At 64.6% G+C, this 22,111-nt stretch carries 23 protein-coding genes; 11 read left to right on the top strand and 12 right to left on the bottom strand.

All coding sequences use genetic code 11. The features are described from left to right. From RFA01S_RS06210 to RFA01S_RS06185, 6 genes are read left to right on the top strand one after another with little or no spacing between them, the layout of a single operon-like run. Window positions 1–930: an ABC transporter permease gene (locus RFA01S_RS06210; RefSeq protein ID WP_027495305.1), complete on the top strand. Its 930-nt coding sequence runs from the start codon at window positions 1–3 to the stop codon at window positions 928–930. Between the two features lie 4 nt (window positions 931–934). After that, window positions 935–1,921 carry an ABC transporter permease gene (locus RFA01S_RS06205; RefSeq protein ID WP_032406026.1) on the top strand — a complete coding sequence of 329 codons (987 nt, stop codon included), beginning with the start codon at window positions 935–937 and terminating at the stop codon, window positions 1,919–1,921. Next, window positions 1,918–2,943 (top strand): ABC transporter ATP-binding protein, encoded by a 1,026-nt coding sequence (locus RFA01S_RS06200; protein WP_032367137.1) that lies wholly within the window; start codon window positions 1,918–1,920, stop codon window positions 2,941–2,943. The genes RFA01S_RS06205 and RFA01S_RS06200 overlap by 4 nt, the downstream gene beginning before the upstream one ends. Then, on the top strand, window positions 2,936–3,931 hold the full coding sequence (locus RFA01S_RS06195) for an ABC transporter ATP-binding protein (RefSeq protein WP_032406025.1): 996 nt from the start codon (window positions 2,936–2,938) through the stop codon (window positions 3,929–3,931). The genes RFA01S_RS06200 and RFA01S_RS06195 overlap by 8 nt, the downstream gene beginning before the upstream one ends. Continuing rightward, window positions 3,928–4,668, top strand: coding sequence for a sulfite exporter TauE/SafE family protein (locus RFA01S_RS06190; RefSeq protein ID WP_080731235.1), 741 nt, complete (start codon window positions 3,928–3,930; stop codon window positions 4,666–4,668). Before RFA01S_RS06195 ends, RFA01S_RS06190 begins: the two co-directional genes overlap by 4 nt. Window positions 4,669–4,714: 46 nt before the next feature. Beyond that, window positions 4,715–5,788, top strand: a complete 1,074-nt coding sequence (locus tag RFA01S_RS06185; RefSeq protein ID WP_032406024.1) for an SDR family oxidoreductase — start codon at window positions 4,715–4,717, stop codon at window positions 5,786–5,788. 37 nt (window positions 5,789–5,825) lie between these two features. Here RFA01S_RS06185 and RFA01S_RS06180 read toward each other — a convergent pair whose 3' ends face one another. The 3 genes from RFA01S_RS06180 to RFA01S_RS06170 form a co-directional block, all read right to left on the bottom strand. Then, complete coding sequence (locus RFA01S_RS06180) at window positions 5,826–7,226, bottom strand: xylulokinase (protein WP_027495299.1); 1,401 nt, start codon at window positions 7,224–7,226, stop codon at window positions 5,826–5,828. Window positions 7,227–7,266: 40 nt separating this feature from the next. Continuing rightward, complete coding sequence (locus tag RFA01S_RS06175) at window positions 7,267–8,964, bottom strand: SulP family inorganic anion transporter (RefSeq protein WP_032406023.1); 1,698 nt, start codon at window positions 8,962–8,964, stop codon at window positions 7,267–7,269. Window positions 8,965–9,071: 107 nt separating this feature from the next. Further along, window positions 9,072–9,416, bottom strand: a complete 345-nt coding sequence (locus RFA01S_RS06170) for an ArsR/SmtB family transcription factor (protein WP_027495297.1) — start codon at window positions 9,414–9,416, stop codon at window positions 9,072–9,074. 115 nt (window positions 9,417–9,531) lie between these two features. Here RFA01S_RS06170 and RFA01S_RS06165 point away from each other — a divergent pair, with 115 nt between their 5' ends. The 4 genes from RFA01S_RS06165 (at window position 9,532) to RFA01S_RS06150 (ending at window position 13,475) form a co-directional block, all read left to right on the top strand. Further along, window positions 9,532–10,179: a TetR family transcriptional regulator gene (locus tag RFA01S_RS06165; protein WP_027495296.1), complete on the top strand. Its 648-nt coding sequence runs from the start codon at window positions 9,532–9,534 to the stop codon at window positions 10,177–10,179. A gap of 148 nt (window positions 10,180–10,327) precedes the next feature. Beyond that, window positions 10,328–11,485: an acyl-CoA dehydrogenase gene (locus tag RFA01S_RS06160; protein ID WP_027495295.1), complete on the top strand. Its 1,158-nt coding sequence runs from the start codon at window positions 10,328–10,330 to the stop codon at window positions 11,483–11,485. 5 nt (window positions 11,486–11,490) lie between these two features. Further along, window positions 11,491–12,339: a 3-hydroxybutyryl-CoA dehydrogenase gene (locus RFA01S_RS06155; RefSeq protein WP_272945594.1), complete on the top strand. Its 849-nt coding sequence runs from the start codon at window positions 11,491–11,493 to the stop codon at window positions 12,337–12,339. A gap of 212 nt (window positions 12,340–12,551) precedes the next feature. Beyond that, window positions 12,552–13,475: a glucose 1-dehydrogenase gene (locus tag RFA01S_RS06150; RefSeq protein WP_080736605.1), complete on the top strand. Its 924-nt coding sequence runs from the start codon at window positions 12,552–12,554 to the stop codon at window positions 13,473–13,475. An 85-nt stretch (window positions 13,476–13,560) separates the two neighbouring features. Here RFA01S_RS06150 and RFA01S_RS06145 read toward each other — a convergent pair whose 3' ends face one another. The 5 genes from RFA01S_RS06145 to RFA01S_RS06125 form a co-directional block, all read right to left on the bottom strand. Further along, window positions 13,561–14,319: an SDR family oxidoreductase gene (locus RFA01S_RS06145; RefSeq protein WP_027495292.1), complete on the bottom strand. Its 759-nt coding sequence runs from the start codon at window positions 14,317–14,319 to the stop codon at window positions 13,561–13,563. Between the two features lie 68 nt (window positions 14,320–14,387). Beyond that, complete coding sequence (locus RFA01S_RS06140; protein ID WP_027495291.1) at window positions 14,388–15,125, bottom strand: lysophospholipid acyltransferase family protein; 738 nt, start codon at window positions 15,123–15,125, stop codon at window positions 14,388–14,390. Between the two features lie 15 nt (window positions 15,126–15,140). After that, entirely contained in the window at window positions 15,141–15,896 is a 756-nt protein-coding gene (locus RFA01S_RS06135) for an ABC transporter permease (RefSeq protein WP_032406021.1), read from the bottom strand. Continuing rightward, window positions 15,893–16,876, bottom strand: coding sequence for an ATP-binding cassette domain-containing protein (locus tag RFA01S_RS06130; RefSeq protein ID WP_032406020.1), 984 nt, complete (start codon window positions 16,874–16,876; stop codon window positions 15,893–15,895). The genes RFA01S_RS06135 and RFA01S_RS06130 overlap by 4 nt, the downstream gene beginning before the upstream one ends. A gap of 96 nt (window positions 16,877–16,972) precedes the next feature. After that, complete coding sequence (locus RFA01S_RS06125) at window positions 16,973–17,938, bottom strand: lysophospholipid acyltransferase family protein (protein ID WP_052060443.1); 966 nt, start codon at window positions 17,936–17,938, stop codon at window positions 16,973–16,975. 116 nt (window positions 17,939–18,054) lie between these two features. Between RFA01S_RS06125 and RFA01S_RS06120 the strand changes: the two genes are divergently transcribed. Further along, complete coding sequence (locus RFA01S_RS06120) at window positions 18,055–19,458, top strand: GntP family permease (protein WP_032367146.1); 1,404 nt, start codon at window positions 18,055–18,057, stop codon at window positions 19,456–19,458. Window positions 19,459–19,477: 19 nt separating this feature from the next. Here RFA01S_RS06120 and RFA01S_RS06115 read toward each other — a convergent pair whose 3' ends face one another. The 4 genes from RFA01S_RS06115 to RFA01S_RS27650 form a co-directional block, all read right to left on the bottom strand. Then, window positions 19,478–20,182 carry a M50 family metallopeptidase gene (locus tag RFA01S_RS06115; protein WP_032369542.1) on the bottom strand — a complete coding sequence of 235 codons (705 nt, stop codon included), beginning with the start codon at window positions 20,180–20,182 and terminating at the stop codon, window positions 19,478–19,480. A 62-nt stretch (window positions 20,183–20,244) separates the two neighbouring features. After that, window positions 20,245–21,201: an acyl-ACP desaturase gene (locus tag RFA01S_RS06110; protein WP_027495283.1), complete on the bottom strand. Its 957-nt coding sequence runs from the start codon at window positions 21,199–21,201 to the stop codon at window positions 20,245–20,247. Between the two features lie 130 nt (window positions 21,202–21,331). Continuing rightward, on the bottom strand, window positions 21,332–21,808 hold the full coding sequence (locus RFA01S_RS06105) for a GtrA family protein (protein WP_045841001.1): 477 nt from the start codon (window positions 21,806–21,808) through the stop codon (window positions 21,332–21,334). 95 nt (window positions 21,809–21,903) lie between these two features. Then, window positions 21,904–22,071, bottom strand: a complete 168-nt coding sequence (locus RFA01S_RS27650) for a hypothetical protein (RefSeq protein ID WP_167326956.1) — start codon at window positions 22,069–22,071, stop codon at window positions 21,904–21,906. Between the last annotated feature and the right edge of the window lie 40 nt (window positions 22,072–22,111).

Genomic DNA, 22,111 nt, shown 5'->3' with positions numbered 1-22,111 from the left:
ATGTTCAGATTTCTGCGCCGACGGATCTACACCAGCTTGATCCCGCTGTTCGTCGTTCTGCTGGGCGTCTTCTTTCTCGCCCGGCTCACCGGCGACCCCACCAGCCTGTACCTCCCCGAATCCGCGACCCAGGCCCAACGCGAAGCATTCCGTGCCACCAACGGCTTCGATCAGCCGGTGCTGACTCAGTTGCTTGACTACTTCAAAGGTGTCGTACAACTCGATTTCGGGCAGTCGCTCCGCACCGGTGAGGACGCGTCGGCGATGGCCTTACGCGCCTTCCCCGCAACGCTGCAGCTGGCGTTCGCAACGATGTTCCTCGCCATCCTCGGTGCGGTGATCATCGGCTGCTGGGCCGCATACCGGCCGAACTCGCTCGCCGATCGCATCTCGAGCCTGCTGTCGATGACGGCCGCATCCATTCCCGACTTCTGGTTCGCCATCATGGGCGTCTACGTCTTCGCCATCCTGTTCGGTTGGCTGCCCACCTCCGGCGTGGACAGCGGAATGCTCTCCTGGGTGTTGCCGATTGCCACACTGCTCATTCGACCGCTCGGAGTCCTGACACAGGTCGTCCGTGGCGCGATGGTCTCGGCGCTGTCGGCACCATACGTTCGATTGGCGAGAAGCAAAGGGGCAGGCGACCTTCGGGTCGTCACCCACCACGCTCTGCGCAACGCCGCGGCACCGGCGTTGACTGTCGCAGGCGACCTGATGGTCGGGCTCGTCAACGGCGCAGTGGTGGTCGAGGCCATCTTCGGCTGGCCCGGTATCGGAAAACTGATGATCGACGCCATCCTGCAGCGCGACTTCGCTGTTCTGCAGGCGGCCGTGCTGTTGACGGCGGTGAGCATCTTCGTGCTCAACATCGTCATCGATGCCTGCTATGCACTGCTCGATGCCCGGGTTCGCGACAAGGTGAAGGTCTAAGAACATGTCACTCGACTTCGAAGCACCGAAAACATCCGAGCCGGAGGATGTTCCACCGACGGCTCCGGTGGAAGCCCGCAAGACGTCGGCCCCGCTGTGGAAGCTACTCCTGCGAGACAGGGTGGCCACCGTCGCTGCCGCAATCCTGGTGCTGGTCTTCCTCACCGCAATCTTCGGCCCGATGCTGGTCGGTGACGCCGCCACCGATCAGGATCTCGACCGCTCCAACCTGCCACCGTTCACCCTCGACACCGGCTGGATGAACATCTTCGGCACGGATCCACTGGGACGCAGCATGTTGGCACGGCTGATCGTCGCCAGCAGAACCACACTCTCGGTGGCCATTCCAGCAGTGATCCTTTCGGCGATCATCGGCTCGTTCATCGGTATGTGGGCCGGTTTCCATCGCGGCTGGCGCGAGACCGCGGCGATGCGCGTCGCCGACGTCATCCTCAGCTTTCCGTCCCTGCTGATGGCCGTCGTCGTGCTCTACGTCTTCTCGCCCAGTGCCGCGAACATCGTTCTGGTCCTGACGGTCACGCGTATCCCGATCTACCTGCGTACCGCCCGCGCCGAGTCCGCAGAACTGCAGAGTCGGTTGTTCGTGGACGCTGCCCGTACGTTCGGCGCGAAGAGCGGATCGGTGATCCGGCGTCACGTGGCACCGATTCTGCTGCCGACTCTGCTGACCGTCGCAACCCTGGACTTCTGCTTCGTCATCCTGGCCGAGTCGTCACTGAGCTTCCTGGGCATCGGCATTCAGCCGCCCGACGTCTCCTGGGGCCTGATGGTCTCGCAGGGCCGCACCTACCTGCAGACCGCCTGGTGGCTCTCCTTCTTCCCCGGCCTCGCGATCGTGTTGACGACCGTCTCGGCCACCGTTCTCGCCGCCTGGGCCCGCATCGCCACCGATCCCGCGCAGCGGTGGCGACTCAATGTCCCCCGCTCCAAGCGGTCTCGCCTGATCCCCGCACGAAAGGTCGTCTCATGAGCGCACCGGCAACCAGCGCACCGTCGGCGCGACCCGACACCGGCAGTGTCGCCCTGGACGTACGCGGACTGACCGTCGACCTGCGAACGCCGTCGGGTGTCATCCGCGCCGTCGACAACGTCACCTTCAGCGCTCGCCGCGGTGAAACCCTGGCTCTGCTCGGTGAATCCGGCTGCGGCAAGTCGATGACGGCACAGGCCATCGTCGGGTTGCTCGAGCCGATCGCCGACATCACCGGCGGCTCGGTGGAGATGGGCGACGTCGATTTGGTCACCGCCAAGACCAAGGTGCGACGCACGATCGCGGCCACCGAACTGGCCATCGTCTTCCAGGATGCACTGACCGCACTCAATCCCGTCTATACCGTGGGAACTCAACTGGCCGAGCCGTTTCGGATCCACCGGGGTATGTCGGCCAAGCAGGCGCGAGTCGAGGCCATCGCCCTGATGGCCCGCGTCGGTATCCCCGAGCCCGAATCACGCGCCGACTCCTACCCGCACCAGTTCTCCGGCGGCATGCGGCAGCGCCTGCTGATCGCGATGGCCGTGGCCCTGAGTCCGTCGGTACTGCTGGCCGACGAACCGACCACCGCCCTCGACGTGACCGTGCAGGCGCAGATCATGGCACTGCTCAAGGAATTGCGCACCGAGCACGACATGGCCGTCGTACTCATCACCCACGACCTCGCTCTGGTGGCCGAAGAAGCCGATCGAGTGGCAATCATGTACGCGGGCAACGTCGTCGAAACCGGGTTGGTTTCGGAGGTGTTCGGATCGCCGCGCCACCCCTACACCAAGGGTCTGCTCGACTCGGTACCCGTGCACGCCGTCCGCGGCGAGGATCTCAAATCCATCGGCGGCACCCCACCGGATCTGCATTCCATTCCCAGCGGATGCGTCTATCAGGCCCGCTGCCCTCTCGCCCGCGAGATCTGCATCAGCACTCGACCGCCGCTCGAATCCGTCGGCACCGGCCGGATGTCGGCCTGCCACTTCCCGAACGAGGTACCCAGCCATGTCTGAGCAACTGCTGACCGTGCGCGGCCTGAACAAGACCTTCGACGTCGGCCGCGGGAAGCTCCGGGCCCTCGACGCCATCGACCTCGATCTACGACGTGGCGAGACCCTCGGCCTCGTGGGCGAATCCGGCTGCGGCAAGTCCACTCTCGCTCGCACCCTGATGATGCTCGAACGACCCGACTCGGGCACCGTCGCCTTCGACGGCATCGATCCGTTCGCGCTGCGCGGCAAGGACCTCCTCGCGTGGCGTCGACGAGTACAGATGGTCTTCCAGGACCCGTACGGTTCACTGAACTCGCGCATGACGGCAGGTGACATCATCGGCGAGCCGTGGCGAACCCACAAGGGCCTGTACAAGACTCGGCGTGACCGCTCCGCGCGGGTGCGTGAGCTGCTGCATCTGGTGGGCTTGCGGCCGAGCGACGAGAACCGGTTCCCACAGGAGTTCTCCGGCGGTCAGCGCCAGCGCCTCGGCATCGCGCGAGCTCTGGCACTGAACCCCGACGTCATCATCTGCGACGAGCCGGTGTCGGCTCTCGATCTCTCGGTCCAGGCCCAGGTGCTCAACCTGCTCAACGATCTGCAGAAGCAACTCAGCATCTCCTACGTCTTCATCTCGCACGATCTCTCGGTGGTCCGGCACGTCGCCGACCGAGTCGCGGTGATGTACCTGGGCCGCATCGTCGAATCCGGAGCCACCGAGGCAGTATTCGATCGGCCCGCCCACCCCTACACCGCAGCGTTGATGTCGGCCGCACCCACACTCGACGCGTCGAGCCGCGGGGACAAGATTCTGCTGAAAGGCGAGGTGCCGTCGCCACTGAATCCGCCGTCGGGATGCCGTTTCCGTACTCGCTGCTGGAAGGCGACCGACCTGTGCGCGAGCGACGCACCACCCGTCGCACACGACGCCGACGAGGCCGATCATGTTGCCGAATGCCATTATCCGCTCGTGGCAGGAAATCTCGGTCTCGTCGCCGCCGGAACATGACACTCACGCACCTGAGTGTCACCGGCTTCGTCGTCGTCGCGCTCGCGATCTTCTTCGCATCCGCGATGCAGGCGTCGATCGGCTTCGGCATGGGCATGCTGGCCGCCCCCATCGTGGCCATCGTCGACCCCGGACTGGTACCGGGAACGCTGATCATGCTCGCGGTCGTGGTCAGCGTGCTCGTACTGGTACGCGACCGGACGGCTCTCGATCTCTCGGGAGCCGGGTGGGCACTCGCCGGACGACTCCCCGGCTCGGTGGTGGGTGCGCTGCTACTGGTCCTGTTGCCCGAACGCGGGCTGGCGATACTGTTGGCACTCGTGGTCCTGGGCGGCGTCGCGCTGACGTCGTTCGGCTGGGTTCCGTTGCCGCACAGACGTAATCTCGTCGTCGCCGGGGCCGCGTCGGGAGTTCTGGGAACCGCCACCTCCATCGGTGGGCCACCGATGGCTCTGGTGTGGCAAGGCAACTCCGGAGCCGAACTCCGCAGCACCATGAGTTGCTTCTTCCTCGTCGGCTCGATCATTTCCATCGCGGTGTTGACGGTGGCCGGAGCGGTGAACAGCCACACCGCCACGCTGTTCGCGTTCCTGGCCCCGGCGACAGTTCTGGGGTTCCTGCTCTCTCGGGTGATCAACCGAGTTCTCGATCGGCGACGCCTACGTATCACGGCAATCGCCGTCTCGGCCGTGGGCGCGATCGTGCTGGTGGTCCAGCAAGTACTGGCCCTGACGTGAGTGAAGCGTCACGTGTTGCATCGGCTCCAGTGGGTAACCGGATTCGATGACTACGAACACCACGCGCGCGTTGATCGTCGGTGCCACCGGCATTTCCGGGCAGGCGCTGTGCCGCGCAGCACTCGATGCAGGCTGGACCACCTACGGACTGAGTCGGAGCGGCAGTACCCCCGTCGACGGCGTCGTGCCGGTCGCGGCGGATCTGCTGGACCCGCAGTCCCTCGAGGACGCGCTGAAGGACGTCCGCCCCGAGGTCGTGTTCTTCACCGCGTGGATGAAGAAGGACTCCGAGCAGGAGAACATCGAGGTCAACTCGGCGACCCTCCGCAACGTGCTGAACGTTCTCGGTCCCCTCGATTCGGTGAAGCACGTCGCGCTGATGACCGGACTCAAGCACTACCTCGGCCCGTTCGATGCATACGGTGAGGCCGTGATGGCCGAGACGCCGTTCCACGAAACCGAGGACCGCCTCGACACGCCGAACTTCTACTACGCGCAGGAAGACGAACTGTTCGCCGGCGCAGAGAAACTCGGATTCGGGTGGAGCGTGCACCGCGCACACACCGTCTCCGGTTTTGCCGTGGGCAACGCGATGAACATGATGCTGACGCTGTCCGTCTACGCGTCGATCTGCAAAGAACTGGGCGAGAAGTTCGTCTTCCCCGGCTCCGAAACCCAGTGGAACGGCTTGACCGACCTCACCGACGCCGACTTGCTCGCCGAGCAGATGATTTGGGCGGCAACCGACGACAACGCGCGCAACGAGGCGTTCAACATCGCCAACGGTGACGTCTTTCGCTGGCGCTGGCTGTGGCCGCAGTTCGCCGAGCACTTCGGCGTCGAGCCCGAGGGCTTCGACACCGAGCCGCGTCCCCTCGAACCCCGCATGTCCGACGCGGCCGCGACGTGGAAGCGGATCGCCGAGAAGCACGATCTGGTGGAGAGCGACGTCTCACGGCTGGCGTCGTGGTGGCACACCGACGGTGACCTCGGCCGCGACATGGAATGCCTGACGGACATGAACAAGTCCAAGAAGGCCGGCTTCTTGGGCTTCCGATCCACGCCCGATGCCATCGCCTCGGTGATTCAGCGTTACCGAGATGCACGTCTGATTCCCTGAGCGGCTGCGCCGCATGTGCGTGGAAACTCGACCCCTGCTACGAGTTTCCACTCACATGCGCGTAGCGCTCTCGCACCGCCGGCGTGGGGTCTGCCTCGTATGTCTTCGAGGTGGCCTGCGCCCAGGTCGGCGGTTCACTGGTCCCGGCCAAAGTCCATGCTGCCTGGCGCGCTGCCCCGTCGGCGACGTATTCACCGGGCTCGGGTACGGCCACCGGCACCCCGAGAATTGCCGGGGCCAAGGCTCGGAGCGCCGCGGACTTCGCACCGCCGCCGATGAGCAGTACTCGCTGCACGTCCACTCCCTGTGCACGCAGGTAGTCGATACCGTCGGCCAGTCCGCACAGCAGTCCTTCGACGGCAGCGCGAGCCAGGTGGCCCGGAGTCGAATTGTTCAGTCGTAGTCCATGAATCGCACCGGACGCATCGGGGAGATTGGGCGTCCGCTCGCCCTCGAAGTACGGCACCATCACCACACCGTCGCTCGTCGTCGACAGAGCCAACCGCGACAACTCGTCGTGATCGACGCCCAGCATTCGCGCCGTCGCATCGAGGACGCGAGCCGCGTTGAGCGTGCACACCAACGGCAGCTGACGCCCGGTGGCGTCGGCGAATCCGGCGACCAGGCCCGAACCGTCGGCCGCGGCTGCGGTGGTCACCGCCGAGACGACGCCGGACGTGCCTATCGAGACCACCACATCACCGGGCTGTGCGTCGAGGGCAAGCGCCGCCGCGGCATTGTCTCCGGTACCCGGGCCGATCAGCGCCCCGGCGGCAGTGTGGCCTATCGCCTCATTCGGCGCAGCCACGCGGGGCAGCAGTGGGTTGCGGCCACGAAAGCCCAACTGCAACAGATCCGTTCGATACTCGTTCGTGGCCGCCGAGAAGTATCCGGTGCCGCTCGCATCGCCGCGATCGGTGGCCAAGGCGTCGAGCCCCGACGCGCCACCGAGCTGCCAGCCGATCCAATCGTGCGGAAGGCACACCGCCGCAGTGCGATCGGCGTTGTCGGGCTCGTTGTCGGCGAGCCACCGCAGCTTGGCGACGGTGATCGAGGCCAACGGAACCACGCCGACCGCGTCGGCCCAGGCCTGACCGCCGTCGCCACCGGTCTTCTCGCCGAGCTCCGCGATCAGATCCTCTGCCGCCTGGGCCGATCGAGTGTCGTTCCACAGCAATGCTTTACGGACCACGGATCCGTTGTCGTCGAGGCAGACCATGCCGTGTTGTTGCGCGCCGACCGACACCGCAGCGACATCGTCCAGCCCGCCGGCGGCGTCGACGGCCTCGTCGAGTGCTTCTTTCCACCGCTGCGGGTCGATCTCGGTGCCGTCGGGATGACCGGCACGGCCGTGACGCACCAACTCCCCGGTGTCGGCATCGCGAACGAAAACCTTGCACGATTGGGTGGAAGAGTCGATTCCGGCAACGAGAGCCACGATGAGCTGGTCCTTTCGTACGCAAGTGTGACCTACGACCCTACCCGCGGGGCGTGGTCGCCTCGGTCACCAGCGTGCGTGCACAGGCGATGGCCTGCGGGGTGGTGTCGAAGACGTGTCGAGCGTCGTCGTCCTTGGTGGTGAACACGCCCAGGGCTGCGAGGGGACGCAGGTGCTCGGGCTTGGCACCGGAGATCAGGACGGTGATGTGTCGGTGTTCGAGTTCGGTGATGGTGTCCTTGAGAACCATGGCGCCGGTGGCGTCGATCGTGGTGACTCGGGACATGCGCAGGATCACCACCTTCACGTCCGAGACGTCGGCGAGTTCGAGCAGGAAGCTGTGCGCGGCACCGAAAAACAGCGCACCGTCGATGCGGTACGCGACGATGTGTTCCCGCAGCAGGTCTCCTTCTTCCTTCGAGACCGCATCGAGTGTGTTCAGGGGGACCTGCTCGACCGTGGCCGATCGCGCAACGGCCCGGAGAGCCAGGACGGCAGCGAACCCGACGCCGACCGCCACCGCCGTCACGAGATCGAAGACCACCGTGACGAGGAAGGTCGCCGCCATCACCACGGTGTCCCCGCGGCCGGCGCGGGTGATCGCCCGGATGGACGCGGTCTCGACCATCCGCACGGTGGTTGCGAGCAGCACTCCGGCCAGGGCTGCAAGCGGGATATCGGCGACCAACCCGGCCGCGGAGTACATGATGACGGCGAGGATCACCGCGTGGGTGAGGGCCGCAAGCCTGGTGCGGGCACCGGATCGAACGTTGACTGCTGTCCGGGCGATCGCACCTGTGGCGGGAATGCCCCCGAACAGGGGTGCGGCGATGTTCGCAAGGCCCTGTCCGAACAATTCCCGGTCGGGGTTGTGGCGAGCGCCGACGCCCATCGAGTCCGCGGCGGTGGCGGACAGCAACGATTCCAGGGCAGCCAGAGCTGCGACGGCACACGCCGGGGCCAGCAACGCCGTCACGTCACCCAGGTGGAAAAAGCCCAGGCTCGGGGCGGACAACGACGACGGAATGGTGCCGATGCGGGCGATGTCCAGATCGAACAGCTGGGTGGCCACGGTAGCGGCAGCAACCGCGACCAACGAGAACGGGATCTTCGGTGCCAGGCGGCCGCCGACGAGCATGACGATCGCGACGGCGATCGCCACAGCGGGGGTGAGGATGCTCGCATGCGCGACAAACGAACGGGCGGCATCGAACGCGGACTGCCAGACCTTGTCACCTTCGGCGTCCGTGATACCCAGCGCCGACGGAACCTGTTGCAGTGCAATGACAACGGCGATGCCCGCGGTGAATCCTTCGATGACGGGCGCGGGCATGTACCGCACAGCTCGGCCGATTCCTGCTACCGCGAGCACCAACAGAATTATCCCGGCCAGCAGCCCGACCGCGAGCACTCCCGTCGGCCCGAATTCGGCGACGATCGGGACCAGCACCACCGTCATCGCACCGGTCGGACCCGATACCTGAAACCGTGAGCCACCGAATACCGCTGCCACGACTCCCGCGATGATGGCGGTGGTCAGTCCCGCCGCTGCACCCAGCCCGGTGCTGACTCCGAATCCGAGCGCGAGGGGCAGCGCCACCAGCGCCACGATGAGGCCGGCGAGAAGATCCGAACCGGGTGCGCGCAGCGCGGGCTTCCACTCGCTCCATCTGGGTAGAAGGGCGGAAACCGCCCTCAGGGCGTCGTTCGTGCGGGTGCGTTTCGTCGGTTCGGACATGCGACGCTTCCTGAAAGCTCATCGTTCTTGATCCAGTTGATTGCTAAGTTTAGCAAGTAATGAATCAAGTCGCCGCGAGATACTGCACACCTCCCTCGACGGTCAGCTCAGGTGCGCGATCCGGACTCGCCGTCCAGCAGTTCTACCTGGTTGGCCACCACGCCGGTCAATATCTCCCGGGCCACCACGAGGAGGTCCGCCACTTTCGGCGACGTCAGCGTGTACGACACCGACAACCCCTCCCGAGTGCCCTCGATGAGACCCGCGCGACGCAGAATCGACAGCTGCTGTGACAGATTCGCCGGCTCGATGCCCACCTCGGGCAGCATCTCGGACACTGCGTGTTCGCGTTCGCTCAACAGTTCCAGCACTCGAATACGCGCGGGATGAGCCAACGTCTTGAAGAAGTCGGCCTTCATTCTGTACAGCGGTCGACTCGAATCCGTGGCCATGACGTCCTTCCGCTTCGCCGAGCACTGCGAAGCAGGCTACTTGCGAACACTAGCAATCAGCCACCGAGAAGGACGACCTCAGTGCCCCTGCCGAAACTCCGCTACCTTCACTGGCATGCGCGGAGAACCCGAGGAATCCACCGACTTCAGGCTGACCGTGGCCACCGCGGCCCTGGATCTGTTCTCGGTCAAGGGCTACGACTCGACGACGGTGGACGACATCGCGGTGGCGGCCGGAATCTCGCGTCGAACGTTCTTCCGGCAGTTCCGCGCCAAGGAAGACGTCGTCTTCGCCGATCACGAGATTCTGCTCGAACAGGTCGGCGCTTTGCTCGCGTCCAACACCGGCGACCCATGGCAGGCCGTCTGCGATGCCGCCCAGTTGGTGTACGAGCGATTCTCGGACTGGAAAGAGATGTCGCGGCTGCGATATCAGGTGGTGCATCGAATTCCCGCCCTGCGCGATCGCGAGATCGTCACCGTGTTCCGCTACGACCGTCTCTTCGTCGAATACCTGCAGCGGGCGCTTCCCGACCACCCTCATCTGGAGATCCTGCAGTTCTCCGCCTCGGTGACCGCGACCCACAACTACTTTCTACGACGGATGATTCGCGACGGCCTGCCGACGTCCGTCACCGACTTGCGCGCAGCGTTGGCGCAGGTCCGCGCCCAGTCCTCGGGAGACGTCGTGGTCGCGACATTCCCGCGGGGCACGTCCGTGAACACCGTCGCCGACGCGTTGGCCCGCCACCTCCCCGAGTGACACCCACCCGAGATGGCACTCAGTGCCGTCTCGGCGAGCCCCACCCTTGAATCGAGGCCGGTCCGGTCGTACACTGGGATGAAGCTTGGCACTGAGTGCCCTTTCTGGGCAGTGCTGTACCCCCGACATCGCGAGGAGCGTGGCCGACATGGCCGGAAATCCCGACTTCGATCTCTACCAGTCACCCGAGGAGCACGAGGAGCTGCGCGCAGCGATCCGGGCCCTGTCGGAGAAGGAGATCGCCCCGTACGCCAAGGAGGTCGACGAGGACTCGCGCTTCCCGCAGGAGGCACTCGATGCCCTCAACGCCTCCGGCTTCAACGCCGTGCACGTACCCGAGGAATACGACGGTCAGGGTGCCGACTCGGTTGCCGCCTGCATCGTCATCGAAGAGGTCGCCCGCGTCTGCGGCTCGTCCTCACTGATTCCCGCCGTCAACAAGCTCGGCACGATGGGCCTCATCCTCAAGGGCTCCGAGGAGCTCAAGAAGCAGGTTCTGCCCTCGCTCGCAGGCGGCGCGATGGCGTCGTACGCACTGTCCGAACGCGAAGCCGGCTCCGACGCCGCCAGCATGCGGACCCGCGCGAAGGCCGACGGAGACGACTGGATCCTCAACGGCTCCAAGTGTTGGATCACCAACGGCGGCAAGTCCGACTGGTACACCGTCATGGCCGTCACGGATCCCGACAAGGGTGCCAACGGCATCAGCTCGTTCATCGTGCACAAGGACGACGAAGGATTCGTCGTCGGCCCCAAGGAGAAGAAGCTCGGCATCAAGGGTTCGCCCACCGCCGAGCTCTACTTCGAGAACTGCAAGATCCCCGGAGACCGCATTATCGGTGAGCCCGGTACCGGGTTCAAGACCGCGCTCGAGACTCTCGACCACACCCGGCCCACCATCGGTGCACAGGCCGTCGGCCTCGCTCAGGGCGCTCTCGACGCAGCCATCGCATACACCAAGGACCGCAAGCAGTTCGGCACGTCGATCTCGAGCTTCCAGGCCGTGCAGTTCATGCTCGCCGACATGGCAATGAAGGTCGAAGCCGCCCGCCTGATGGTCTACAGCTCCGCGGCACGCGCCGAGCGCGGCGAAAAGAACCTCGGATTCATCTCTGCCGCAGCGAAGTGCTTCGCCTCCGACGTGGCCATGGAGGTCACCACCGACGCCGTCCAGCTCTTCGGCGGTGCCGGCTACACCACCGACTTCCCCGTCGAGCGCATGATGCGCGACGCCAAGATCACGCAGATCTACGAGGGCACCAACCAGATTCAGCGTGTCGTCATGTCGCGGGCGCTGCTCAAATGAGCACCATCGAACTCGTAGGTGTCATCGGCGGCGGCACCATGGGTGCCGGTATCGCCGAAATGTGCGCCCGCTCCGGTAGCTCGGTGCTGATCCTGGAAACCACCCAGGGCACCGCCGACGCCGCCGAAGCACGCCTGGACAAGTCGTTCGCACGGGCCGTCAAGTCCGGCCGCATCGACGCCGACGCGGCCGAGAAAGCCCGCGCCGCAATCTCGTTGACGCTCGACATCAACGATTTCGCGGACCGCGACCTCGTGATCGAGGCGGCACCGGAGATCGAATCGCTGAAGCTGGATCTGTTCGGCAAGCTCGATTCCATCGTCAAGCCCGAAGGAATCCTGGCGACGAACACCTCGTCGATCCCCGTCATCAAGATGGCCAACGCGACGAAGCGACCCGACCAGGTCGTCGGAGTGCACTTCTTCAACCCGGTGCCGGTACTGCCGTTGGTCGAAATCGTCGTCAGCCTCCTCACCAGCGAAGAGACCGTCGACGCCGTCACCGATTACGCGGCGAACACATTGGGCAAGAAGACGATTCGTGCGGGCGACCGTGCGGGATTCATCGTCAACGCGCTGCTCATCCCGTACATGGTCTCGGCCATCCGGATGCTCGAATCCGGCTTCGCCAGCGCCGAGGACATCGACGACGGCATGGTCAACGGTTGCGCCCACCCCATGGGACCGTTGCGTCTGACCGACACCGTCGGCCTCGACGTCACCCTCGCGGTCGCAGAATCGCTGTACGCCGAATTCCGCGAGCCGCATTACGCTCCGCCCCCGCTGCTGCAGCGCATGGTGGACGCGGGAATGCTGGGTCGCAAGAGCGGCAAGGGTTTCTACACGTACTCCTAGCCCGCTGCCTTGCTTTTCCGGCACGCCGCCCCCTTCTGGATCAATGCGGCATTCAGCTACTCCAAGTAGCTGAATGCCGCATTCATCCGTTGGCGGGGATGGTGTGAACTTGGGGGATGGCGTGAGCCAGGGAGAGACCCGACTCAGTTTGTTTGCGGGCGACTCTGGGCATTCGGCGTGGAGACGGAATCGAGCAGCAGGTTCCCCACGCAATGAATACCAGGTTCGGAGACGACCCCATCGTGAGTGATCAGTACACCTTCACCAATCCCGTCACGCAGTACCGCCAGGACGGATTCCCTGAGCAGCACCAGGATCCGCCCGGTCTCGCTGCCGATCTACAACCCCTGGCCGACCACGGCGAGCAGACGTACCGCGGGTCCGGACGGCTGACCGGCCGTAAGGCCCTGATCACCGGTGCCGACTCCGGCATCGGGCGTGCGGCCGCAATCGCCATCGCCCGCGAGGGTGCCGACGTAGTCCTGAACTATCTGCCGTCGGAGGAGAAGGACGCGCAGGACGTCGCCCAGCTGGTTCGCGACGCCGGTCGCACCGCCGTCCTGGCACCGGCAGATCTCACCGACGAGAAAGCTGCGCGTGCCCTCGTGCATACCGCCGTCGACGAGCTCGGCGGCCTGGACCTGTTGATCAACGTTGCAGGCAAGCAACAGTTCGTCGAGGATCTGGCGGATCTCACGTCGGAGCAGTTCGACCAGACCTTCAAAACCAATGTGTACGCACTGTTCTGGATCATTCAGGAAGCCGTGCCGCACATGCCTGCCGGCTCGACGATCGTGAACACCAGCTCCATCCAGGCGTACACGCCCTCGCCCGGTCTGGTGGACTACGCGACGACGAAGATGGCCATCAACACCATCAGCAAGGCACTCGCGCAGCAGTTGGCACCGAAGGGAATTCGCGTCAATGTCGTTGCGCCCGGTCCGTTCTGGACTCCGCTGCAGGCCGCGGGCGGGCAGCCGACGTCGGCACTGCCGGAATTCGGCAAGGAAACCCCACTGGGCCGGGCAGGTCAGCCGGCCGAGATCGCCGGCGCGTACGTGTACCTGTCCTCAGCGGAATCGGGATACGTCACCGGAGACACCCTCAACGTCAACGGCGGAATGCCGACGCCGTAGTCGCTGTGCGCTCCGCGCTCTGCGTGAATGGACCATTCACACCCGTCTGGGCTCGTGAATGGTCCATGCACGCATGCGGGAGACGTCAGTCCTTCGGGCCACCGGCTGCGTAAACGACCTGACCCGAGATGAATCCGGCACCCTCGCTGACGAAGAACGACGCCAGGTGGGCGATGTCGTCGGGATGTCCGACGCGGTTAACCGGGATCTGCGACGCCGCAGCAGCTTTGAAGTCGTCGAACGACATTCCGACCCGCTCGGCGGTGGCTGCCGTCATCTCGGTTTCGATGAATCCGGGGGCGATGGCGTTGGCGGTGACGCCGAACTTGCCGAGCTCGATGGCGAGAGTCTTGGTGAATCCCTGCATGCCGGCCTTGGCCGCGGAGTAGTTCGCCTGGCCGCGGTTGCCCAGGGCCGAGGTGCTCGACAGGTTGACGATGCGACCCCACTTGGCGTCGATCATGTGCTTCTGCACCGCACGCGTCATCAGGAACGAGCCGCGCAGGTGTACGCCGAGCACGGAATCCCAGTCCTGCACCGTCATCTTGAACAGCAGGTTGTCGCGGGTGATGCCTGCGTTGTTGATCAGTACGGTCGGTGCACCGAACTCGCTCGCGATGCGGTCGACTGCAGTCTGCACCGACTCCTCGTCGGCCACGTTTGCGCCGATGGCCACGGCCTGCCCGCCTGCGGACTCGATCGCGCCGACGGTGTCGCTGCATGCGGCCTCGTCGAGGTCGACCACCGCGACGCCGAAACCGTCCTTGGCCAGTCGCTTGGCCACTGCTGCACCGATGCCCCGGGCACTACCGGTGACGATGGCCGTCTTGATCTGATCACTCACGAATATCTCCTGACACAACGCCGAATCGAATTACCTGTCATCTGTTTCTACCAACCCCGGCGGCGCAGTCAGTACGCAGCCACCGCTCCGTCGAGTGCTTTCTGCATTCCCTCTGCCACCACCCGGGTGATGTCGATCGGTTTCTGGGGCAGATCGGTGATGGGAGTATCGAAGTAGACGCTCGCCTGCTTCACTTTCGCCGAGCCGGGGCCGTAACTCAGTCCGATGCAGATCAACGTCGGCTCGACGCCGAGTTTGCGGGCCCGCATCGCGATGTGGCCGATTCCGCTGCCGACGTGTTGCACCGTCGTCGGGTCCTCGAGGTTGCAGGTGCCTTCCGGGAACACTGCGAGGTCGTCGCCGCGCTTCATTCTTTCGGCACTGATGTCCATCATGCGGTTGCCTGCCGCACTGACTGCCCGCATCCCGTGATTCTTACCGCGAAAGACGGGAATGCCACCCATCATGTCGATTCGCTTGCGCTGCTTGGGGTCCTGGAACAATTCGTCCTTCGCGAGCACTCTGGTGCGCCCGATCACCGGACGCAGCGGCGACGCCCAGGCCGCCGCTGCGAGGGTGTACGGATCACTCTCGGTGAGGTGATTGACCGCGATGAGCAGACGCGTGTTGTCGTACACCAGACGCCGCAGCTCCTCCCGGGCACCGTCGGAATACGACACCCGCGGGCGGAAGCGCCGGGCGAGGGCGGCATACGCCAGCCTCGCAACCTGACGATTCTGCTGATGCCGCAGATAGAAGTCGTACACCGTCTCGTCGTTCTCGAGAATTACCGCAGGCCGATCCATGACGCGAGCTTAGCCTCACTCGCGCGAGGAGCCCATAGCCCGGATGCCGACGATCAACCCGACCGCCGCAGTGGCCGCGGCTGCGACGACACCTGCCATCACCGTCGAACTCGCGAAGTCTCCGGCGAAGAGTGCACGTTCGGCGTCGACGAGATATCCGAGCGGGTTGATGTTCACCAGGAACTGCATCCACCCCGGTGCGGCCGTCAGCGGCAACATCGTGCCGGAGAGGATCAGCAGCGGGAACATCAACGTCTGCTGGATGGACCAGAACACCCAATCCTGTCCGCGCACAGCCAAAGCCAACGCGTAGGACAGCGCGCCGAGCCCGACGCCGAACACCCCGAGCAGCACGATTCCCACAGCGGCACCGATCGGATTCACGGACAACCCCAGCGGCAATGCGACCAGAACGATCAACACGGCCTGCGCAGCGAGCGGCACCATTTCTTTGAACGCCCGCCCGACGAGCAGAGCAGATCGCGGCAACGGGGTCACCAACATTCGCTCGTGAGAACCCTGTTGCAATTCGGCCAGCAGATTCGAGCCCGTCATGGAAGTGCCGAAGATGGTGATCATGGCGAGAACACCCGGCACGAACCAGTCCCAGACACTTCCGTCGCCGAGACCGGGGACATCGGCGAGCAGTGGGCCGAACAGAGCGAGCAGGATCAGCGGTTGGACGAGACTGAAGATGACGGTGAACGGATCGCGCACCATCGGCCGCAATTCCCGACCCATCACCAGAGTGCTTCCGGAGAGAACGTTCATCGGAGTTCTCCTGCCACGCTAGCGTTGTCGAGCGCTGCGGCACTTTCTCGAAGACTACGGCCGGTCAGTCCGAGGAACACGTCGTCGAGAGTCGGTCGGGTCATGTCCGCAGTATGGACGCGGATAGCGTGTAACTCGCACCGCCGCAGCACTTCCGGGAGAACGACTTCGGCGCGTCCGACACGCAGGTTCAGGCGCGAACCCGATCTCGTGACGTCTCTGATGCCGTCGATGCCGTCGAGAAGCGGAAGAAGCGCCGACGCGTCGGACACGGTGAGAACGATCAGATCGCCTGCCAGTTCCGATTTCAGCGACGCGGCGGTGTCGTCGGCGATGACGGTTCCGTGGTCGACGACGATGACCCGCTCGGCCATCGAATCGGCCTCGTCGAGGTAGTGGGTGGTCAGAACGATGGTCGTGCCCATCTCGCGTCGCAGCCGGAGGATGTGATCCCACAGGTTGGCCCGACTCTGCGGGTCCATCCCGGTGGTCGGCTCGTCGAGGAACAACAGTGCCGGTCGGTGCACCAGCCCCAGGGCGATATCGAGTCGACGACGCTGTCCGCCGGAGAGCGTCGAGACGGTGCGCGGGCGCAGTTCACCGAGTTCGAGTGCGTCGATCAATTCGTCTGCGCGAGTTCGTGATCGCTGACGAGTCATGCCGTAGCACAGGCCCTGCACGACGAGTTCGTCTCGCACGCGCTGGTTGTGTCCCGCGCCGTTTCCCTGCCCCACGTAGCCGAGACTGCGCCGGACACTGTCCCGGTCCCTGCCCACGTCGAACCCCGCGATCCGGGCCGAACCCGACGTCGGTGCCAGCAGTGTGGTCAGCATTCGCAGCGTGGTCGACTTGCCCGCACCGTTGGGGCCGAGGAGAGCGACCAGTTCTCCCTCACCAATCGTCAGATCGATGCCGCGCACCGCCTCCACGGTCTTCTTGCCCTGCCGAAAAGTCTTGGTCAATCCCGATGTTTCGATCATCTCGTGCGCCCCTCGTCGTATCGGTGAATCCGTACGAGAGGAGACGCTAGAAACGATCGCGGTCAGCTACGGTCCGCGATGCCCGGCGCGAGCGAACTAGCCGAACACCGGGAACTTGCGCTTGCTGGCGAGCTCGTCCATGCCGGCCTGAATACTGGCCCGGACCTCGTCGTATTTCGCGTCGACGTAGGCCTCGTCGTCACAGCGCGACGGATCGTGGTCCAGCTCGACCGGAGGCATGAACCGGGTTCGGATCTTGGCGGGCAACGGAATCTGCGGCAGCGCGGCAGGCGCGATGATCCACGGCAGCGAGATGGCGATGGGAAAGACCTTCAGGCGCGCAAACCTGTCCAGTCCGAGCGCTTTTGCGAGCTTGTCGCCTCGAATGAGCACCGGCATGGCGTCGGCCCCGCCCACGGTCGCCACCGGCACGATGGGCACACCCATCCGGATCGCAAGCTTGACGAAACCGGTACGACCACCCAGTGTCGCCTCGTCACGCTTGCTCCACGGCCGCAGCGAATCGACCTCACCACCGGGCCACACGATCACGTCTCGGCCCTCGGCCAACGCGGTCGACATCGAGTCCGGAGCCGCCGGTAACACTCCCATGGACCGAAAGACTTTGCCGATCAACGGAAATGCCATCAGCGCGTCGTGCGCAGTGCCGTGCAGGATGCGCTTGTCGCCGAAGTGTCGCCACCACTGCGCACCCACCGTCCACGCGTCCCACACGAACGGCGCACCCGAATGCACTCCGACGACGAGAACCGGCGACTCGGGAATCGTCTCCCACCCATCGATCTCCATTCGGAAGTAGCGATCCATGACCCCGTTCCAGAGCTTCTGCTGACGGTCCATCGCCACGGTGTTCTGATCGTCGAGATCCCAATCTCCTGCGCGGTCGGCGACCACGGACCCGAGGCCACCCGACGCCTTCGCGCGTCGCTCCTTCATCTTCAGCCGGGCCGCTGCGGCATAGCGCTGCGCTTGCTCGCGTAGAGCGTCCTTCGAAGGCTTGTCGGAGCTGTCCCCACCCACTACGTGATCCCCATCACTCATACTCGCACGGTACTCCACCACGAACTCCAGGTCCGACGGCCGTGCTCGGTATCCCCGCGCGGGCACTGAGCTGTCCGTTATGGTCGAATCTCCAGCCGAGTGAACGAGGTACACAGATGGATCCGATCGAACCGGCGTACGGGACGACTCCCCTACTCCTGATCGCCGCAGCAGCCGTCGCAGTTCTGCTGTTCCTGATCATGAAGGTGAAACTGCACGCCTTCGTCTCGCTGGTTCTGGTCAGCGCCGTCACCGCCGTCGCAGCGGGGATCCCACTGGCAGACGTGCCGTCGGCATTGCTCTCGGGCTTCAGTTCCACCCTCGGTTCGGTCGCTCTACTCGTCGCCCTGGGCGTGATGGTCGGCCGACTGCTCGAAATCACCGGTGGCGCTCAAGTATTGGCCGATACTCTGATCAACCGATTCGGAGCCAAGCGCGCACCGCTCGCCCTCGGTGTCGCCGCGCTGATCTTCGGCTTCCCCATCTTCTTCGACGCCGGACTCGTCGTCTTCCTACCGATCATCTTCACAGTTGCCAGGCGTTTCGGCGGGTCGGTGCTGCTGTACGCACTGCCGACCGCAGGCGCGTTCGCCGCGATGCACGCCATCGTTCCCCCGCACCCCGGTCCCGTCGCCGCCACGGAACTCCTCGGCGGAGATATCGGTTCGGTGCTTCTCGTCGGCGTCCCCGTCGCAGTCGTCTCCTGGTTCGTCGGCTCCTACCTGGTCGGTACCCAGCTCGGCAAACGATTCGTCACCGCGCCTGCCGACCTCTTCGCCGACGGCGCAGCCAACTCCGAAGAACACGACAAAGAGATGGCCGGCCTCCGCGACCCGGCCCCCAAGTTCGGTGCGGTGCTGTTCATTCTGTTGACACCGCTCGTACTGATCTCGCTCAACACCGTGGTCAACACTCTGACCACCTCGGGTGTGCTGACCGGAGACGAGACCTGGGCAGCGGCCCTGACTCTCATCGGGCAGACGCCCATCGCGCTGCTCATCACCTTGCTGTTGGCCCTGTTCATCCTCGCGCCCGGACGATTCCCCGTCGCCGACGGTGCCAAGTACATGGACCAGGCCCTCGGTCCGATCTGCTCGATCATCCTGATCACCGGTGCCGGCGGCATGTTCGGCGGAGTACTTCGGGCCAGTGGCATCGGCCAGTCTCTGACCGCCTCGTTGTCCGATCTCGGACTGCCGATCCTGTTGCAGGCCTTCCTGATCGCCACCGCGCTACGCGTGGCGCAGGGTTCGGCCACCGTCGCCTTGACCACCACCGCCGGGCTGATCTCGGTCCAGGTCGCCGAGCTCGATCTGAGCAATTTCAAGATCGCGCTGTTGGTGTTCGCACTGGCCGCCGGAGCCACCGTGCTCTCCCACGTCAACGACTCCGGCTTCTGGCTCGTCAGCCGCTTCTTCGGCATGGACGAAAAAACCACCCTCAAGACCTGGACGGTCATGGAAACGACACTGGGACTGGCTATCTTCGCCCTCGCGTCGCTGCTGTGGGTGGTGTTCTAGCGCCTCATCCATGCCGCCGTCACTGCACCGGAACCAGGATTCTCCACGCCCCCAGTGCGAGTGCGCCGACGGTGACGACGAGAAACAGTCCGACCCAGACGATGCCGGGCAGGAATGTGAGCCGAGCCAGTTGATCGGCGTCGGAGTCCCGCGCCCGTCCGGCGCTTCGGGATTTCTGCAGTTCGAGAACGGGGCGCGGACCGGCGATCAGCAGGAAGAACGTGATGAAGTACGCCGCAGCGACCTGTTGTTCCCCGGTACCCCACCAGGACACGACGAACAGCAGCCCACCGACGGTGACGAGAGACAGCAGTCCGTAGATATTTCGAATCATCAACAGCATCAACGCAATCGAGATGATGCCGATCCACAGCACGGCCGACGCTCGCTGTGTACCCAGTACCAGAGCGGCTCCGAGTCCGAGAAGCGACGGCCCGACGTAGCCCGCAAAAGTCATGGCGATGACACCGAGACCGGTGGGCTTGCCCTTGGAGATCGCGACGCCGGAAGTATCCGAATGCAGCCGAAGACCCATCAACTGACGCCCGGTGATCAACGCGACGAACAGATGCGCACCCTCGTGCGCGATGGTCACCACGTTGCGTGCAATCCGCCAGGTCTGCGGCAACACGACGATGACGAGCGCCGCCAGGGCAGCCACTTGGACGATCCACACGGGTGGATCAGGACTCACCGCGGAAATGCGGTCCCAGAATTCGTTCACACCACACCCTATGTGAGCGGAACTTCGTAGCAGACTACGAAGTTCCGCTCACATGGGTCACCTCAGGACGCGCGCGCCTCGGCCTTGGCCCGTTCGCGGGCCAGCGAGCGATCTCGCATCTCCTCGAACTTGGTGGCCTGACGTTCGAGGTCTTCGAGGAACGCGGCGAGTTCTTCACGCTTGTTCTCACCGCGTGCGGTGAAGTCGTTGCGCTCGAAGACCTGCCATTTGCGCAGCACGGGCCAGACGACGTCTTCGAGGTGCTGACGCAGGTCGTAGATGCCGTGCTTGGCCATCAACACACCGTTGCGGCGGAAGTTCGGCATGCCGGCACCGGGCATGACGAAGTTCGTCACGATGTCCGAGACGGCCTGCAACGTCTGATCCGGCGAGATGTCCATCGCTGCGCCGGTGATGTTGCGGTAGAAGATCATGTGCAGGTTCTCGTCGGCGGCGATGCGCTGGAGCATGCGGTCGGCGATCGGGTCGTCACAGACCTTGCCGGTGTTGCGGTGCGAGACGCGGGTCGCCAGTTCCTGGAACGTCACGTACGCGACCGAGTGCAACAGACCGACCCCTGCGCCGGCGGGCGACGCGTACCCGTTGGTCATGTGAATCATGCGGGCTTCTTCGAGGGCGACGGGATCGACACCGCGGGTGACGACGAGGTAGTCGCGCATGACGATGCCGTGGCGGTTCTCCTCGGCGGTCCACCGGCCGACCCAGGTTCCCCAGGCACCGTCCTGGGAGAAGTTCTCGGCGATCTCACGGTGGTAGGACGGCAGATTGTCCTCGGTGAGCAGGTTGGTGATCATCGCGGCCTGCGCGACGTCGGAGAGCTTGGACTGCTCCGGGTCGTAGTCCGTGCCGCCGAGCGCGGCGAAGTTGCGGCCTTCGTCCCACGGCACGTAGTCGTGGGGATGCCATTCGCGCGCCATCGAAATATGACGGTTCACATTGTCCTCGGCAGTGGGCACCAGCTCCTGCAGAAGCTCGAGCTGTGTCAGATCCCTGGCCATTCGACATGCCTCCTCGCATTGACGTCAGCTCACGAGCCTAGGTCGATACGGGCGACTATCACGAAGCCTCGCCGAAACTCTGTTACAGGTAGCAACCGATCTTCGAGACCGGTCGTGCTCTGTCACAGCATCACGAGTGAGCCGCTTCCATCCCGGGGAGGCTCGGCGAACGGAATACCCATCCGCGAAGGGCGAGGAATCGAGCGGCACCGACCAGACCGCTGACGGCGATCACAGCCAGAACTTGCACGTACGTGGCGGCGGCGGGAACAAGGAGGTGGACTGCGGCCAGCGCGGCGGTACTCAGACCCAGCCCGATCAGGGCGAGTCCTCCCGCTTCCCACTGGGTCTGGAACCAGCCGACGCGGTCGGCGGCGTGGAAGGTGTGGCGACGGTGCAACTCGTTGGCGAGAACGGTGCTCGCCGACGCTCCCGCAAGATTGGCGGGGAAAGACCCGAACGACGCGAGAGCGACGAACAGCAGTGCATAGACGCCGTTGCTCGATACCCCGACGATCACGAAACGAGCGAACTGGGCCGGCACAGTCTCACCGAACAGGCGCGCCCTGCAGTCGGGCTCCGTAGGCGCTGACAGTGCTGTGCTCACGAGGTCTCCAGTTGTAGAACCGGAAGCGTCGACCGACGCTTCGAATCGATACAACTCCGCGTCTGCGCGAATCGGTGCCAGAGGTGACCGAGGTCTCAGACCTTCGAGGAACTTTCTTCCCGTTCACGCTTCTTGCGACCGAGGTCGATGTTCAGCTTGTCGGGCTTGATCGACGCGACGAACAACACCGCGACGAGCACGACCACCACGACGATGGTGATGACTACCACCGCGATGCCGAAAATTGCCAAAATACCGTTCATGTCCTGCCTCCCGTGTCAGGCAATACGGTACTTGTCGTAG

Origin of the sequence: Rhodococcoides fascians NBRC 12155 = LMG 3623, assembly GCF_001894785.1 — a bacterium.
Taxonomy (GTDB): domain Bacteria; phylum Actinomycetota; class Actinomycetes; order Mycobacteriales; family Mycobacteriaceae; genus Rhodococcoides; species Rhodococcoides fascians.
The sequence above is the reverse complement of the archived record's forward strand: the minus strand, read 5'-3'. Positions and strand labels throughout refer to the sequence as shown.